The sequence below is a fragment of the Kocuria sp. U4B genome, assembly GCF_054875615.1.
In genome coordinates this window covers 2,413,702-2,427,681 of the sequence record NZ_CM142180.1, presented here as the reverse complement: position 1 = coordinate 2,427,681, position 13,980 = coordinate 2,413,702, and the positions used below count along the sequence as shown (strand labels likewise).

Here is a 13,980-nt window from a genome sequence, read left to right as displayed (position 1 = left end):
ATTGCGGCGCGCCCGGAAGGGGAGGATCCTGGTGAGCACCGCGCTGTCGAGGAGGCAGTCATGAGCCAGCAGCACCCGTCGGACAACAGCTCGTGGGACCGCTCCGGCGCGAGCACCCCCAAGGCGCGGCGCCACGAGCTCGTCGCGGCGGAGAAGCAGCAGTTCGGGGGCATGAAGCCCGGCTCGGCGTTCTTCGGCTGGCTGACGGCCACCGGCATGGCGGTGCTGCTCACGGCCCTGCTGGGTGCCGTGGGCGCCGGGCTGGGGGTGGCCACGACCACCGACACCGGGCAGATCGCCGAGCAGGTGGCCCAGGACGCGCCCACCGTGGGGGTCGTCAGCGGGATCGTGCTGGCCCTGGTCCTGTTCCTGGCCTACTTCTGCGGGGGCTACGTGGCCGGGCGCATGGCCCGCTTCGACGGCGTGAAGCAGGGCATCGCCGTGTGGCTGTGGGCGATCGTCATCGCGCTCGTCCTGGCGCTCGTGGCCGCGGTGGCCGGTGACCGGTTCAACGTCCTGCGGGACCTCAACAGCTTCCCGCGGATCCCGATCGGCGAGGGGCGGCTGACCACCGGGGGCCTCGTCGCCCTGGTCGCCGCCGTGCTGATCCCCCTGCTCGGCGCGGTGCTCGGCGGCATCGCCGGGATGCGCTTCCACCGGCGGGTGGACCAGGTCGCCGCCGACCACCGGGCCGGGCTGACGAGCTAGAACTCCAGGACCAGGCGGCCCCGCACACCGCCGGCCTCGAGCCGGCGGTGGACCTCGGCCGCCTCCGCCGCCGGGTGCACGCCGGCCACCCGCAGGGTGAGGACCCCGTCCTCGACGTACCGGCGCAGCAGGTCGAGCTTGTCCCCGGAGTGGTACTCCCGGGGCACGCTGATCCGGTGGACCGTGATGCCGCGGCCGGGATCGCCCATCCAGTGCCGCACGGTCGCGAAGCCCCCGCCGTCCCGCACGGCCGGGGCCGCCTTCTCGTCGAGCACGGCGGCGTCCACGACCGCGTCCACCCCGTGGGGGAAGAACTCGCGGATCCGCTCGGCGACGTCGTCCCCGCGGGCGACCACGTGGTCGGCCCCGAGGCTGTCGACGAGCTCGAGGTCCCCCTCCGCGGCGTCGGCCACGACGGTCAGGCCCTGGTGCTTGGCGAGCTCCACCACGTAGTTGCCGAGCACGCCGGCCGCGCCCGTCACGGCCAGGACCTGCTCGGGCTGCAGGTCCAGGACCTCGAGGATCTGCAGGGCGGTCAGCCCGTTCATCGGCAGGGTGGCGGCGGCGGCGAAGTCCGCGCCGGCGGGGATGCGGGCGATCGAGTCGTCGGGGGCCACCAGGTACTCGGCGTAGGCCCCACCGCGCTCCCCGCGGGGCAGGGCGATCGCCATGACGGCGTCGCCGGGGTGCCAGACGCTGCCCTGGCCGGCCTCGTCGACGATGCCGGCGGCGTCCATGCCGGGGACGTACGGCGGCCGCAGCCCGCCCATCGGCTGACGGCCGGCGCGCAGCATCGTGTCCGTGGGGCTCACGGCCGCCGCCCTGACCCGGATCCGCACCTCCCCCGGACCCGGGTGCGGGTCCGGCACCTCGTGGACGGTGAGGACCTCCGGTCCTCCGAACTCCTCGACTCCCATGACCAGCATGTCCGTTCCAACCGGGCCGGCGGCCACCGCATTCCGGCCCCGTCCCGCCGCCGCTCCGACACGCACAAGTGGGGCGCGTCACATCGTTGCACCAGCACTGCCGGGCGGACCATCCTGGGGGCGAGCCCGACCGCACCACGAGGGACCTGCCATGACGACGACCGCCTTCATCACGCTTCCCGTCTCCGACCTGGAGCGGTCCAAGCGGTTCTACACCGGTCTCGGCTGGTCCCTCCACCCGGTGTTCAGCGACGCCGGCGCCGTCCTGATCAGCGACACCGTCCACGTCATGGTCCTCAGCGAGGACCGCCACCACCACCTCGTGGGCCCGGAGCGCCCCGGCAGCGGGGCCGGCTCCTCCGTGGTCAACGCCCTCGGCGTGGACCGCCCCGAGCAGGTCGACGCCATCGTCGACAAGGCCCTCGCCGCCGGGGCCACCGAGGTCGACGCCCAGGACTACGGGTTCCTGCGCTCGCGCTCGTTCCGGGACCCGGACGGCCACCTGTGGGAGATCCTGTGGGTGGAGCCGGCGACGACGCCGGACCGCCCGGCGCCGCGCTCGGCCGCCGCCCCGACGACCGGACCCGGACGCTGACCCGGGCGCGGGGCCCCGCACCCGGGTTCCGGCGGGACCCGTGGGAGCACCGCGACCGGACGAGGAGGAGATGGGCATGGCCGCACGACGAGTCGTCGCCCTGGGCGCCACCGGCACGATGGGCCGCCGCGTGACGGAGCAGCTGCGCTCCCGCGGCCACGAGGTGACCGGGGCAGCCCGCAGCACCGGCGTCGACGCCTGTGCCGGCACGGGGCTGCGTGCGGCCCTCGAGGGCGCCGACACGGTCGTCGACTGCCTCAACCGCCCGGCCCTGCGCCGGCGCCCGGCGGTCGACTTCTTCACCGCCTCGGCCCGCAACGTCGCCGCGGCCGCCCGGGAGGCGCAGGTGGGCCACGTCGTGTGCCTGTCGATCGTCAACGCGGGCGACCCCGCGGTGTCCCGGGCCGTGGGCTACTACGCGGGCAAGGCCGCGCAGGCCGCCGCCTACGCGGCCTCGGGCCTGCCCGTGACGGTGGCCGCCACGACCCAGTGGTTCGAGCTCACGCGGCAGCTGCTGGACCAGTTGCGGATCGGCCGGGTCGCGGGGGTGCCGAGGATGCCCGTCCAGCCGGTGGCCGCCGTCTCCGCGGCGCGGTTCCTGTGCGACGTCGTCGAGGCCGGCCCGCTGGACCGGGTCCAGCTGGCCGGGCCGCAGGCCATGGACATGGCCGAGGCCTGCCGCCGGGTCGCGGCCGCCCTCGCGCCGGGCACCGTGGTCGTCCCCCTGCCGCAGCCCCTGCCCATCCTGCGGCACGGCGGGCTCCTGCCGCGGGGATCGGTCCGCAGGGACGACGTGACGCTGGAGCAGTGGCTGCAGGACGAGATGGCCCGCGTCGGCTCGGCGGGGGCGGGTCAGTAGGGTTGCTGGTCGGGGTCGACCTGGTCGATCCAGGCGAGGATCCCGCCCTGCAGGTGGGTGACGTCGCGGTGGCCGTGGCCGGTGAGCAGCCGCAGGGCGGTCTCGGAGCGGGTTCCGGCCTTGCAGTGCACCACGGTGGGCCGGGCCGGGTCCAGCCCGGCCAGCCCCGCCCCGGACTCCAGCTCGCCCAGCGGGACCAGCCGCGCCCCGGGGATCGCCGCCAGCCGGGCCTCGTAGGGCTCGCGCACGTCGAGCAGCTCGAAGTCGGCCTCCCCCGGCCCCGGGCGGCCAGCATCGCGGCCAGCTGCCGGGCGGTGACCGTGGGCGCGTCCCCGGCGGAAGCACCCGCCGCCGCACCCGGCACCGTGCCGGTGGGCCCGTCCTCGCCGGCGTGGGCGCCGGTGTGGGCGGGGACCGCCGGGCGCCCGGGGGTGGGGGCCAGCGGGATCTCCCACCACCGCGCCGAGAGGGCGTCGTAGGTGGCGACCCGCCCGAGCATGGTGGTGCCGATCCCGGTGATCAGCTTGATCGCCTCCACGGCCATGGCCGTGCCCACGATCCCGGGCAGCACCCCCAGCACCCCGGCCTCCGCGCAGCTGGGCACCGCCCCCGGGGCCGGGGCCACCGGGTAGAGATCGCGGTAGGTGGGCCCGTGCGCGGCCCAGAACACCGAGTACTGCCCGTCGAAGCGCAGGATCGAGCCCCACACGTGCGGGATCCCGGCCAGCGCGCACGCATCCGAGACCAGGTAGCGGGCGGCGAAGTTGTCGGTGCCGTCGAGGACCAGGTCGTAACCGGCCAGCACCCCGGCGGCGGTGGCGGCCGTGAGCCGCTGGGGGTGCTCGACCACGCCCACCAGCGGGTTGAGGTCCCCGATCCGTTCCGCGGCCGAGGCCGTCTTGGCCGCCCCCACGGTGGTGTGCCCGTGCGCCACCTGGCGCTGGAGGTTGGAGACCTCCACCACGTCGTCGTCGACGATCCCGAGGGTCCCGACCCCGGCGGCGGCCAGGTAGAGCAGTGCTGGGGAGCCCAGCCCGCCGGCGCCCACGCACAGCACCCGGGCGTTCTTCAGCCGGCGCTGGCCCACCTCCCCGATCTCGGGCACGCTCAGGTGGCGGGCGTAGCGGCGCAGCTCCGCGTCGGTGAGTCCCGGGCCCGGCTCCACCAGCGCAGGCAACCCCACGGGCAGCCCCCCGGGGACGGGGCGACCGGGGACGGGGCGACCGGGGACGGGGCGACCGGGGACGGGGTCGCCGGGGACGGGGTCGCCGGGGGCGGGCCCACCGGGGACGGGGCGAGGGGGTGCGGGTCCACGGTGCTCAGGCGTCCAGCCCGACCCACTCGGTGGAGCCGTCGGTGAAGCGCTGCTCCTTCCAGATCGGGACCTCGGCCTTGATCCGGTCCACCAGCGCCGCGCAGGCGGCGAAGGCGAGCTGGCGGTGGGCGGCGGCCACGGCCGCCTCCAGGGCCGAGTCCCCGATCTGCAGGTGCCCCACCCGGTGGGCGGCCCAGATCCGCACCCCGGGGAACTGCTCGGCCACCGCCTGGGCCACCGCCTGGATCACCTCCCCGGCGCTGGGATGGCAGGTGTAGTCCAGGCTGGTGACACCGCGCCCGCCGTCGTGGTCGCGGATCACCCCGCTGAAGGACACCACCGCCCCGGTGCGCGCCTCCTGCACCGCCGCCACCGCCCGGGCATGATCCAGCGGCTCACCCGTGACGAACGCGCCCACCACCACCGTCTCAGCCTCAACAGGCCCGGACATGCTCATCGATCGGTCTCCTAGCGCAGTCGGGGATCGGAGTGCGGGCCGGGGCGCCCGGGGTCTTCGTGGCCGCGGTCGCGGTGGCCCTCGAGCTGGTCGCAGACGTGGTCGAGCAGCGGCTCGAGCACCTTCAGCCCGTCCCAGACCCCGCCCGTGGAGCCGGGCAGGTTGACGACGAAGGTGTGGCCGCTGACCCCCGCGTGCCCGCGGCTGAGCACGGCCAGCGGCGTGGTCCTGCGGCCCTCGGCCCACAGTGCCTCCATGATGCCCGGAAGCTCCCGGTCCAGGTAGGGGCGGGTGACCTCCGGGGTCAGGTCGTCCGGGGCGAGACCGGTCCCGCCGCTGGTCACGATGACGCTGGGGCGCTCCTCCGGGGGGCGCTCCACGAGCAGGCGCTCGAGCTGGGCGCGGACGTCCTCGCCGTCGGCCACGACGAACGGGCCCTCGACCGCGAAGCCGTGGGAGCCGAACCAGTCGACGGCGATCCGCCCGCTCCGGTCCTGGTAGACCCCGGCGGCGGCGCGGGTCGAGGCGACGATGACGGCGGCCGTCCTCACGCCGCGTCCCCGCCCGGGCGGGCCCAGTCCCCCGACTTCCCGCCGGACTTCTCCAGGACCATGACCTGCCCGATCACGGCGTGCTTGTCCACGGCCTTGATCATGTCGTAGAGCGTCAGCGCGGCCACCGACGCCGCGGTCAGGGCCTCCATCTCCACCCCGGTCACGCCGCGGGTCCGCACGGTCGCCGTGATCCGCACGCCGTCGGCCAGCCGCTCGAAGTCCACGACGACCTTGCTGATCGGCAGGGGGTGGCACAGCGGGACGAGCTCGGGAGTCCTCTTCGCGGCCATGATCCCGGCCACGCGTGCCACCGGCAGGGCGTCCCCCTTGGGGAGGTCGGCGGCGAAGACCTGCTCGACGACGTCGGGGCGGGTGCCCAGCGTCGCCGTGGCCGTGGCCTCGCGGGTGGTGACGGGCTTCTCCGAGACGTCCACCATGTGCGCGGACCCGTCCGCCCGGACGTGCGTGAGACCCTGCTGCTGCTCGGTCATGTCGGTGGGATCCCTCTCGGCTGCTGCGGCGGATGTGCTCCTCCCATTCTGACCCACCGCTGCCCTGCGCGGTTCCGCACCCGCACGGCCGCGTCCCTCTCGGTCGGCCTAGGCTGGGCGCATGTACCGAGTGCTCCGCTTCCGGACCGACGGCCTCGAGTTCGACGTGCGCGACGGGGGTCCCACGGACGGGTTCCCCGTGGTGCTGCTGCACGGCTTCCCGCAGGACGGCACGAGCTGGGAGCGGGTGCTCCCGGACCTGCACGCGGCCGGGCTGCGCACCCTCGTGCCCGACCAGCGCGGCTACGCGCCCGGCGCCCGGCCGGAGGGCCGCTCCGCCTACCGGACCGAGCTGCTGGTCGCGGACGTCGTCGCCCTGCTCGACGCCGCGGCCCTGGACCGGGCGCACGTCGTGGGCCACGACTGGGGCGGGATCGTGGGCTGGACCCTCGCCGCGCAGCACCCGCGGCGGGTGGCGTCGCTGACGGTCGCCTCGGTGCCTCATCCGCAGGCGCTGTCCCGGTCGCTGCTGAGCTCGCCGCAGGCGCTGCGCTCTGCCTACGTGGGCCTGTTCCAGCTGCCCCGGCTGCCCGAGGCGCTGCTCGCCCCGCGCCTGGAGCCGCTGCTGCGCCGCTCGGGGCTGCCCGGCGCGGAGGCCGCCCGCTACGCTGCCCGGATGCGGGAACCGGGCGCGCTCACCGCGGCACTGAACTGGTACCGGGCCCTGCCCCTGTCCCGCTCGCGCACCGGGACGGTCGCCGTGCCCACGACCTACGCGTGGGGCAACCGGGACGGCGCCCTGGGCCGGCGGGCCGCGGAGCTGACCGAGGAGCACGTCACCGGCCCCTACCGGTTCGTCGAGCTGGACGCCGGGCACTGGCTCCCGGAGACGCGGCCCGCGGAGCTGGCCCGGCTGCTGCTCGAGCGCACGGCCCGCTAGGCCGGGTCCGGACCTCCCGCGGCGGTGTCCTCGTGGCTCCGCCCCGGGGTGCCCGCGATGCGCAGGGCCGCCTCGACGGCCAGCAGCGCGAAGGCCGTGTAGTACACCCAGACGGAGGGGTAGAGCTCCGGGACGGTGGCGCTGCGGCCCACCAGGCTGAGCACGAACAGGACGGCCCCGGCCACGCCGAGCACCAGGTGGGCCGCGCCGAAGGCGCCCGGCCGGCCGCGGCGGGCGAGGAAGATCGCCAGGACCGCGAAGAAGATCGGGAAGAGCATCTGGCCCACCACGGTGATCCCGTTCTGGTGGTACTCGTACCGGCCCAGCGCCTGGATGACGGCGGTCGCGGCGAGGAGCAGTGGTGCGGGCAGGGACTTCATGGAGGCCTGTTCTGTACGGCGTGCTGGAGGAAGGACCCGGCCAGTCTAGCCAGCGGGCAGGACCGGCCCGGAGGACCCGTCAGCGCCGCAGGTTGCGGTTCGCCAGGGCGACCACCGCCCCGAACAGCAGGGCCGCCAGGCCGATGAAGAACGCGGTGAGCACCCAGGCCGGCCACTGCGCCATCCCCCCGCTGCCGAGCAGGCCGACGAGGACGGCGAGGACCATGAGCACGGCGCCGACGGCGGCGGCTCCCGTACCGAGCTTGCGCGGGTTCATGACGGCCTCCTGGAGCGGGACTGGTGCTCCCAGTGTTCCTCACCGGACCCGCCCGGGCAGCACCCGGGGAACTGGAGGGCCGGGGCGGGATCTGATCGCCGGAGGTCCTTCCGTCGTCGGGACGGACCCACCACACGACGTCGGGTCCCACCACGCCCGGGACCCGGAGGCCGCCCGGGCCTTCCCGGAGATCGCCGCCCGGCACGCAGCGGAGCGTCCCCGCCTGCCATAGGGCGTTCCTATGTGCGGGATGGAAAACCGGTCTTGGACCCTGGGCATGTCCGGGGGCTCTACTGGTACCTGACACCGCGCTGTGCTGCGGGCGACACCTAAGAGCACTCGACAAGGAGAGCACCACGATGGCTGAGCACCAGGTCTTCACGATCGCCTCGATCCCCGCCGACGGGGTGGGCAAGGAGGTCGTCGCCGCCGGCCGCACCGTCCTGGACGCCCTGGCCGGGCAGTCGGGCGGGGCGTTCTCCTTCGAGTGGACCGAGTTCCCCTGGGGCAGCGAGTACTACGCCGAGCACGGGGTGATGATGGCCCCCGACGGGCTGGAGGAGCTCAAGGGCTTCGACGCGATCTACTTCGGCGCCGTCGGGTGGGAGAACGTCCCCGACCACGTGTCCCTGTGGGGGCTGCGGCTGACCATCACCCAGAACTTCGACCAGTGGGCCAACATCCGCCCGGTGCGCTTCCTCCCCGGGGTGGTCTCCCCGCTGCGCACGGCCGAGGACACCGAGCTGGACTGGGTGGTGGTGCGGGAGAACAGCGAGGGCGAGTACGCCGGGCTCGGCGGGCGCAACCTCTCCGGCCGCGGTCCCGGCAACGAGGTCGCGATCCAGTCCTCCCTGTTCACCGAGAAGGGCTGTGAGCGCATCATCCGCTTCGCCTTCGACCTCGCCCGGACCCGGCAGGTGAAGAAGGTCTCCAGCGTCACCAAGTCCAACGCCCAGCAGTACGGCATGGTGCTGTGGGACGAGGTCTTCGCCCGGGTCGCCACCGACTACCCGGACGTGGCCACGGAGTCCGTGCTGGTGGATGCGATGAGCGCGAAGTTCATCCTGCGCCCGGAGGAGCTGTCGGTGGTGGTGGCCTCCAACCTCAACGCCGACATCCTCTCCGACCTCGGCTCGGCGATGGCCGGCAGCCTGGGGCTGGCCGCCAGCGCGAACCTCAACCCGGAGCGGCGCTTCCCCTCGATGTTCGAGCCCGTCCACGGCTCGGCCCCCGACATCGCCGGGCAGGGGATCGCCAACCCGATCGGGGCGATCGCCAGCGCGGCGCTGATGCTCGACCACTTCGGCCTCCACACCGAGGCCCGCCGCCTGGAGGCCGCGATCGAGGCCACCACCGCCGCCGGGCACCTCACCCGCGACATCGGCGGCACCGCCGACACCAACGAGATCACCGAGGCCATCATCGAGGCCCTGGCCACCTCCCTCACCACCGCCTGAGCGGCGTCCCTCCCGGACTTCTCCGCGCCGGCCCGGGATGCCGCCCGGGCCGGCGCGGTAGGTCGGAACACCCGTCGAGAGGACACCCTGCCGTGGCGCGCATCCTGATCACCACCGACTACCTCGTTCCCGGCGACGACGTCGACCGGCTGCTGCGCGACCACGGCCACGAGCCCGTCCACTGCCCCTACACGGGGCCTCGGGCCCCGGCCGAGCGCCAGGCCCTGTTCGAGGGCGTCGACGGCGCGATCCTCGCCGCCGAACCGGTCACCGCCGAGATGCTCACCGGGGCCGACCGGCTGAAGGTATTGGCGCGCAGCGGCGTCGGCTACGACTCCGTCGACGTCGCCGCCGCTGCCGCCCGGGGCATCCGCGTGTGCAACGCCCCCGGGACCAACCACCACTCCGTGGCCGAGATGGCCGTCGGCCTGATGATCATGACGGCCCGCCACCTCGCGAGCGTGACCCACGCGGTACGGCACGGCGCCTGGCCGCGGGAGCCCGGCCGTGAGCTCCACGGGGCCGTCCTGGGGATCGTGGGCTACGGTCCCAGCGGCCGCGCCGTGGCGCGGATCGGCGCCGCCCTGGGCATGACCGTGCTGGCCAGCACCACCCACCCCGACCCCGAGGACGACTTCGTGCGCTTCACCGACCTCGACGCCGTCCTGGCGCAGGCGGACTGCCTGTCCCTGCACGCCCGGGCCGATCCCGCCCGGCCGCCGCTGATCGACACGGCACGGCTGCACGCCATGAAGCCCACCGCCGTGCTCGTCAACACCGCCCGCGGCTCGCTCGTCGACGAGCACGCCCTGGCCGAGGCCCTGCGCGAGGGGACCATCGCCGCTGCCGCCCTCGACGTCCTCGACCACGAACCGCTGTCGGAGCACAGCCCTCTGCGCGGCATGGACAACGTGCTCGTCACCTCGCACCTGGCCGGGCAGACCGTCGAAGCCCGGGCCCGGGCCGGCCTGGCCGCCGCCCACGCCGTCATCGACGTGCTCGACGGACGGGAACCGGCCCACCCCGTGGACCGATGACCGCCCGACCGGCAGGGGCGCCGGGCGGCGCCCGACGACAGAGCCGGGGGCAGCCGCTCCTTCGCGGTTCCACACCGCAGACGAGGAGCACAGACGAGGAGCACAGACCACGGGCACAGCAGCACCGGCTCACCGCAGGGTTCCGACCACCCTGTCCTCCCCCGCCGAAGACCCCGACCCCGGTCCCCTCGAGGGCGGGGCACCGGGTGCGCAGCCCAGGACCCGCCGGCCGCGGCCGAGCCGGGAGGTCGTACTCACCGCAGCCCTGGCCCCGGTGGACACCGAAGGCGTGGAGGCCCTGTCCATGCGCCGGCCGGGCAGCGAACTGGGCCGGGGTCCCATGGGCCTGCACCGCTACGCGACGACCCGGGGTGGGCTGCTCGACGGGATCACCGAGCTGGTGCTGGGCAGCCGGTCATTCCCACCGACGGGGCCACCGGCAGGAGCGGCCGCGCCGCAGCGCCCACGACTTCCGCGCCCAGCCGACCGAGGATCTGCCCTGCACCCCGGAGATCCGGCTGCTGCCCACCGAGCACACCGGGCACGCCGTGGACCTGACCCTGAGGCGGCCGCGACACCCAGTGCCCCGGTGGTCTCGGTCAGCGGCGACGGGGGTCATCGCCGAGGGCCGTGTGCGGGCCATGGACCTGCTCCACCTCTCCACCGGCAACGGGGCCCAGACCGTCTACGCCCACTCCTACATCGGCTTCGGGCTGACCCCGGAGGTGGCCGTCGACACGGAGAAGGGCAACGAAGGAGCCTGGAAGGAGATGGTCCCGGCGGTGCGGACCATCGCGAAGTTCCGGCCCTTCCGCATCCAGCACATCGACGGCATCCGGCAGACGATCGACAGCCTCGTCTTCGCCGACATCCCTCGGGGCCGAGCACGCCACCCTCGGCGAGGCCGATGACCGTCCCGCCGGCGGGAAGTCCGAGGTGGTCCTCTTCCCGTACACCGCCGAGTGGCGGGTCCTGCTCGAGGCCCTGCGCGCCACCACCACCGGGCGCCGGGCGTTCAGGCGGCCACGACGGAGGCGACCGGCCGCCCCTCGGGGCGGGTGTTCTCCAGCAGGGCGGCGACCTCCTCGACCGGCACCCCGGCGGCCTCGGCCAGGGCCTGGCGACTCATCCCGTGGCGGGCGGCCAGGGCCAGCTCGGCGCCCAGCGAGGCGGTGGTCTGGTCCAGGGCCCAGCACGCCGCCTCCACCTCCGCGTCTCCATCGCCGTCCCGGGCTGCGGCGGGGCCGGCGAGGGCCTCGGCCTGGTCCAGCCCCCACTGGGCGGACTCGACCCGCCCGGCGGCGGCGAGCACCCGGCGGGCGAACAGGGGCTGGAACAGCGGCACCTCCTCCGCCTCGGCCAGCATCTGCTGGCCCTCCTGCGCGGAAGCCTCCAGCAGGAAGCCGCAGTCGCAGGCATAGAGACGGGCACCGTTCACGGCGGCCTCGAGCACGGCGTCGTTGCGGCGGGTGCAGTCCTGGTCGCAGTCCAGTCCACGAAGTGCCATCGGCCGCCCGCAGTGCACCAACCGGTCCGGCGCCACGTCGGGGCGGAGCGTCCCGGGGCGGACAGCCATCGAGTCGGGCGGCGTAGGGCCGGTCCACATCGTCCACACCTCGGGGCACACCACGGTCATCTCCAGCCCTTTCCTCGTTCACGGTCCACGCCCGGCCCTGTCGGTGGGGGCCTGTGATGCCGGGCACTCACAACGGCCTCAATGTACCTAAAAAGACGAATTATTAAAATCCCGTAATACAAGCCAGCCGTACGATGGGGCCATGAACCCACAGCCCGAGCAGACCCCCGGATACTGGAACGGTCGTGAGCACACCGATCCCGCCGCGGTGGAGGTTCTGCAGGCGCTGCGCACCTACCAGAGCGCCGAAGCGGCAGTACGTCAACGAGCCCGGCAGGCCTTGGGGATGAGCGAGAAGGACGCGGTGGCCCTGCGCCTGTTGCTCGAGGCCGAGCGCGCCGGCCAGCCGCTGGGCCCGGGGGAGCTCGCCCGGAAACTGGGCATCTCCTCGGCCTCCACCACCACGCTGCTGGACCGGCTGACCAAGAGCGGGCACATCGCCCGCCGCCCCCACCCCACCGACCGGCGCGCCCTGGTGCTCGTCCCCACCCCCGAGCACGGGGCCCGGCTCCACGCCTTCCTGGAGTCCGCCTACCAGCGGATGATCGACGTCGCCGCCGGCCTCACCCCCGACCAGGCCGCCACCGTCACCGGTTTCTTCTCCGCCATGACCGAGGCGCTGGAGGCCATCGACGCCCCGCCCACCACCGGCCCCACTCACCCCTGAGCAGGAACCGGGAAGTTCACCGATCCACCCCGGCAGCGCGCTCCGTCCCCGACGGCCGAGCGGCGAACGGCCCGACGTTGCCTCTCCGTCCCCGGGGGGGACGGTCGGCCCGCTCGTTCATCCGCGGCGTCGTTCGACCTCGGCCACGAGTCGGTGCTCGGCGTCGGCTCCGGGGCGGATGCCTCTGGGGATGCGCACGAGGAACACCAGGCCCAGCAGCCACCACAGCCCGAAGATCGTCCAGGCCGGGCCGCTGAGGAAGGCGGGCATCCCGGGCAGATACAGACTGATCAGTCCCAGGCACAGCACCACGGAGAGCACGCCGATCACCAGGCCCCCGCGGCCGCGCCCACCGATGCGGAACGGCCGGTCCATCTCCGGCTCGCGCCGGCGCAGCAGCACGAAGACGACCGAGACCAGGGCGTAGGCGATGACGATCGACGGGGAGCCGGAGTCCACCAGCCAGCCCAGCATCTGTGCCCCGAAGAACGGGGCCACGAAGGAGATGGCGCCCACGAACAGCAGGGCGTTGGACGGGGTGCCGTACTTCGGGTGCATCCGGCCGAACCAGGCCGGAACCATCCGGGAGTTCCCCAGCGCCCACAGCAGCCGGGAGGCGCCCATCAGCAGGGAGTTCCAGGACGTGAGGATCCCGGCGAGACCTCCGGCGATGAGCAGGTTGGCCACCAGGGTGCTGTCGAACGCGGCGCCCATGGCGTCGGCGACGGCGATGTCCGCGCCCGCCAGGTCGGCCACGGACATCACCGACGAGGTGGTGAGCACGACCATCACGTACCAGGCGGCGGCCATCAGCACCGACGTGATGATGGTCCCGCCCAGCTGCTTGGCCGGCAGGTGCATCTCCTCGGAGACCTGGGGAATGACGTCGAAACCGACGAACAGGAACGGCACGGTCACCAGCACCAGGAAGAACCCGGTGGATCCGGTGGCGAAGAACGGTTCCATGTTGGTAGCCGAGCCGCGGGCGAAGGCGCCGAAGATCATCATCAGGCCCACGATGAGCAGGAAGAGGATGACGAAGATTTGGGCCACCGAGGCGTGCTTGACCCCGCGGATGTTGATCCCGGTGATCACCACCGCCGACAGGGCCCCGACCAGCGCCCAGGTGAGGTGGACCTCGAACCCGGCGACGGTCCACAGCGGGATCTGGCTCAGGCCCGGGAAGATGTACTGGATCGTGCGCGGCACCGCGACGGCCTCGAAGGCCACGATGGTGATGTAGCCACCGGTGATCGCCCAGGAGCCGAGGAACGCCCAGCGGGCACCCATGCCGCGCATGAGGTAGTTGTGCTCCCCGCCGGCGTAGGGCATGGCCGCCACGAGCTCCCCGTAGACCAGGCCCACCACGGCCATGATCAGTCCCCCGGTCAGCAGGGCCAGAACCGCCCCCATGGTGCCGGCCTCGGCGAGCCAGTCCCCGGTGAGGATCACCCAGCCGAACCCGATCATGGCCCCGAAGCCCAGGGCGATGGCGTCGAGCCGGCCGAGGACCTTCTTGAACCCGTGCTCGTCACGGTCCGGGGCGGCCGGTGCCGGGCCCCCGTGGTCGATGTCGCTCATCAGCCGGCTCCTCCATGTGTTCGACGCGGTGCAGTCCCGCCGGGCAGACGGGCCCGGCGGGTCATCCGGAACCGTCCGCCCCCACCTGCCTCGGAAGGAC

The 13,980-nt window shown here is 74.0% G+C and carries 16 protein-coding genes and 1 pseudogene; 8 read left to right on the top strand and 9 right to left on the bottom strand.

The window, feature by feature from the left end:
• Positions 1–60 precede the first annotated feature (60 nt).
• On the top strand, positions 61–708 hold the full coding sequence (locus ACYSMR_RS11540; RefSeq protein ID WP_251333283.1) for a hypothetical protein: 648 nt from the start codon (positions 61–63) through the stop codon (positions 706–708).
• Here the strand turns inward: ACYSMR_RS11540 and ACYSMR_RS11535 are convergent.
• The gene (locus ACYSMR_RS11535) at positions 705–1,634 is read right to left on the bottom strand and encodes an NADP-dependent oxidoreductase (RefSeq protein WP_461745357.1); all 930 of its coding nucleotides are present in this window, start codon (positions 1,632–1,634) and stop codon (positions 705–707) included. The two genes, ACYSMR_RS11540 and ACYSMR_RS11535, sit on opposite strands and share 4 nt — an antisense overlap.
• A 151-nt stretch (positions 1,635–1,785) precedes the next feature.
• Between ACYSMR_RS11535 and ACYSMR_RS11530 the strand changes: the two genes are divergently transcribed.
• Both ACYSMR_RS11530 and ACYSMR_RS11525 read left to right on the top strand, forming a co-directional pair.
• Complete coding sequence (locus tag ACYSMR_RS11530; protein WP_309125581.1) at positions 1,786–2,229, top strand: VOC family protein; 444 nt, start codon at positions 1,786–1,788, stop codon at positions 2,227–2,229.
• A gap of 76 nt (positions 2,230–2,305) precedes the next feature.
• Complete coding sequence (locus ACYSMR_RS11525; protein ID WP_461745354.1) at positions 2,306–3,088, top strand: SDR family oxidoreductase; 783 nt, start codon at positions 2,306–2,308, stop codon at positions 3,086–3,088.
• Here ACYSMR_RS11525 and moeB read toward each other — a convergent pair.
• The 4 genes and pseudogenes from moeB to moaC form a co-directional block, all read right to left on the bottom strand.
• A pseudogene (gene moeB / locus ACYSMR_RS11520) lies at positions 3,082–4,271 on the bottom strand (molybdopterin-synthase adenylyltransferase MoeB). The gene ACYSMR_RS11525 and the pseudogene moeB sit on opposite strands and share 7 nt — an antisense overlap.
• Positions 4,272–4,407: 136 nt before the next feature.
• Complete coding sequence (locus ACYSMR_RS11515; protein ID WP_461745352.1) at positions 4,408–4,860, bottom strand: molybdenum cofactor biosynthesis protein MoaE; 453 nt, start codon at positions 4,858–4,860, stop codon at positions 4,408–4,410.
• Positions 4,861–4,871: 11 nt separating this feature from the next.
• Positions 4,872–5,411, bottom strand: coding sequence for a MogA/MoaB family molybdenum cofactor biosynthesis protein (locus ACYSMR_RS11510; protein ID WP_251334800.1), 540 nt, complete (start codon positions 5,409–5,411; stop codon positions 4,872–4,874).
• Entirely contained in the window at positions 5,408–5,905 is a 498-nt protein-coding gene (moaC, locus tag ACYSMR_RS11505; protein ID WP_309126594.1) for a cyclic pyranopterin monophosphate synthase MoaC, read from the bottom strand. The genes ACYSMR_RS11510 and moaC overlap by 4 nt, the downstream gene beginning before the upstream one ends.
• A 121-nt stretch (positions 5,906–6,026) precedes the next feature.
• Here moaC and ACYSMR_RS11500 point away from each other — a divergent pair, with 121 nt between their 5' ends.
• On the top strand, positions 6,027–6,845 hold the full coding sequence (locus tag ACYSMR_RS11500) for an alpha/beta fold hydrolase (RefSeq protein ID WP_309126593.1): 819 nt from the start codon (positions 6,027–6,029) through the stop codon (positions 6,843–6,845).
• Here ACYSMR_RS11500 and ACYSMR_RS11495 read toward each other — a convergent pair.
• Both ACYSMR_RS11495 and ACYSMR_RS11490 read right to left on the bottom strand, forming a co-directional pair.
• A complete protein-coding gene (locus ACYSMR_RS11495; RefSeq protein WP_251334803.1) occupies positions 6,842–7,225 on the bottom strand; it encodes a hypothetical protein in 384 nt (127 codons plus the stop codon). The genes ACYSMR_RS11500 and ACYSMR_RS11495 overlap by 4 nt on opposite strands.
• A gap of 79 nt (positions 7,226–7,304) precedes the next feature.
• Complete coding sequence (locus ACYSMR_RS11490) at positions 7,305–7,502, bottom strand: hypothetical protein (protein ID WP_251334804.1); 198 nt, start codon at positions 7,500–7,502, stop codon at positions 7,305–7,307.
• A 359-nt stretch (positions 7,503–7,861) separates the two neighbouring features.
• Between ACYSMR_RS11490 and ACYSMR_RS11485 the strand changes: the two genes are divergently transcribed.
• From ACYSMR_RS11485 to ACYSMR_RS11475, 3 genes are all read left to right on the top strand, one after another.
• Positions 7,862–8,959: a tartrate dehydrogenase gene (locus ACYSMR_RS11485; RefSeq protein WP_461745349.1), complete on the top strand. Its 1,098-nt coding sequence runs from the start codon at positions 7,862–7,864 to the stop codon at positions 8,957–8,959.
• 92 nt (positions 8,960–9,051) lie between these two features.
• Positions 9,052–9,996, top strand: a complete 945-nt coding sequence (locus ACYSMR_RS11480) for a phosphoglycerate dehydrogenase (RefSeq protein ID WP_461745347.1) — start codon at positions 9,052–9,054, stop codon at positions 9,994–9,996.
• 641 nt (positions 9,997–10,637) lie between these two features.
• Positions 10,638–10,907, top strand: coding sequence for a hypothetical protein (locus tag ACYSMR_RS11475; RefSeq protein ID WP_461745345.1), 270 nt, complete (start codon positions 10,638–10,640; stop codon positions 10,905–10,907).
• Positions 10,908–11,011: 104 nt separating this feature from the next.
• On the opposite strand, the gene ACYSMR_RS11470 is transcribed toward ACYSMR_RS11475, so the two are convergent.
• Entirely contained in the window at positions 11,012–11,503 is a 492-nt protein-coding gene (locus tag ACYSMR_RS11470) for a hypothetical protein (RefSeq protein WP_461745343.1), read from the bottom strand.
• 271 nt (positions 11,504–11,774) lie between these two features.
• Here ACYSMR_RS11470 and ACYSMR_RS11465 point away from each other — a divergent pair, with 271 nt between their 5' ends.
• Positions 11,775–12,299: a MarR family winged helix-turn-helix transcriptional regulator gene (locus tag ACYSMR_RS11465; protein WP_461745341.1), complete on the top strand. Its 525-nt coding sequence runs from the start codon at positions 11,775–11,777 to the stop codon at positions 12,297–12,299.
• A 117-nt stretch (positions 12,300–12,416) separates the two neighbouring features.
• Here ACYSMR_RS11465 and ACYSMR_RS11460 read toward each other — a convergent pair whose 3' ends face one another.
• Positions 12,417–13,880, bottom strand: coding sequence for an APC family permease (locus ACYSMR_RS11460; RefSeq protein ID WP_285860034.1), 1,464 nt, complete (start codon positions 13,878–13,880; stop codon positions 12,417–12,419).
• Positions 13,881–13,980 lie beyond the last annotated feature (100 nt).

Excerpts from the sequence above, each read along its gene's own strand:
- ACYSMR_RS11535 (WP_461745357.1), bottom strand. The coding sequence starts at position 1,634 with ATGCTGGTCATGGGAGTCGAGGAGTTCGGAGGACCGGAGGTCCTCACC.
- ACYSMR_RS11470 (WP_461745343.1), bottom strand. The coding sequence starts at position 11,503 with ATGGCACTTCGTGGACTGGACTGCGACCAGGACTGCACCCGCCGCAAC.
- ACYSMR_RS11500 (WP_309126593.1), top strand. The coding sequence starts at position 6,027 with ATGTACCGAGTGCTCCGCTTCCGGACCGACGGCCTCGAGTTCGACGTG.
- moaC (WP_309126594.1), bottom strand. The coding sequence starts at position 5,905 with ATGACCGAGCAGCAGCAGGGTCTCACGCACGTCCGGGCGGACGGGTCC.
- ACYSMR_RS11460 (WP_285860034.1), bottom strand. The coding sequence starts at position 13,880 with ATGAGCGACATCGACCACGGGGGCCCGGCACCGGCCGCCCCGGACCGT.
- ACYSMR_RS11515 (WP_461745352.1), bottom strand. The coding sequence starts at position 4,860 with ATGAGCATGTCCGGGCCTGTTGAGGCTGAGACGGTGGTGGTGGGCGCG.
- ACYSMR_RS11485 (WP_461745349.1), top strand. The coding sequence starts at position 7,862 with ATGGCTGAGCACCAGGTCTTCACGATCGCCTCGATCCCCGCCGACGGG.
- ACYSMR_RS11525 (WP_461745354.1), top strand. The coding sequence starts at position 2,306 with ATGGCCGCACGACGAGTCGTCGCCCTGGGCGCCACCGGCACGATGGGC.
- ACYSMR_RS11465 (WP_461745341.1), top strand. The coding sequence starts at position 11,775 with ATGAACCCACAGCCCGAGCAGACCCCCGGATACTGGAACGGTCGTGAG.
- ACYSMR_RS11495 (WP_251334803.1), bottom strand. The coding sequence starts at position 7,225 with ATGAAGTCCCTGCCCGCACCACTGCTCCTCGCCGCGACCGCCGTCATC.
- ACYSMR_RS11475 (WP_461745345.1), top strand. The coding sequence starts at position 10,638 with ATGGACCTGCTCCACCTCTCCACCGGCAACGGGGCCCAGACCGTCTAC.
- ACYSMR_RS11530 (WP_309125581.1), top strand. The coding sequence starts at position 1,786 with ATGACGACGACCGCCTTCATCACGCTTCCCGTCTCCGACCTGGAGCGG.
- ACYSMR_RS11490 (WP_251334804.1), bottom strand. The coding sequence starts at position 7,502 with ATGAACCCGCGCAAGCTCGGTACGGGAGCCGCCGCCGTCGGCGCCGTG.
- ACYSMR_RS11540 (WP_251333283.1), top strand. The coding sequence starts at position 61 with ATGAGCCAGCAGCACCCGTCGGACAACAGCTCGTGGGACCGCTCCGGC.